Here is a 267-nt window from a genome sequence, read left to right as displayed (position 1 = left end):
GCGTGCGAGGCCGGCTGCGGGACCGTGCCCGGCCCCACAACCTGCGACGCCTCGCGAGCGCGCCTCCCGGTGGGCCGGGGTGCCGAACGATATAGCCGAGCTTGAGGCGGGCGTCAAGAACAAAGACGGAACATTCTCCTGCTCCGGCCTCCTGCGGCTCCGTGCCTGCAGCCGCTTGGCTTGATCCGCCGGCTCCCACCTCCCGCCCGTCATGGCCGGCCTTAGCGGGGCATCCACGTCTTTGCCCAGGTGCGGTTCTCAAGACGG

General features: G+C 70.4%; 1 protein-coding gene. It reads left to right on the top strand.

From position 1 onward, the window contains the following. On the top strand, nucleotides 1–184 hold a 184-nt coding region (locus E4K09_RS29895), incomplete at its 5' end, for a hypothetical protein (protein WP_204985784.1). Nucleotides 185–267: the final 83 nt, after the last annotated feature.

This window comes from Microvirga pakistanensis, from assembly GCF_004458765.1.
GTDB lineage: Bacteria > Pseudomonadota > Alphaproteobacteria > Rhizobiales > Beijerinckiaceae > Microvirga > Microvirga pakistanensis.
The sequence above is the reverse complement of the archived record's forward strand: the minus strand, read 5'-3'. Positions and strand labels throughout refer to the sequence as shown.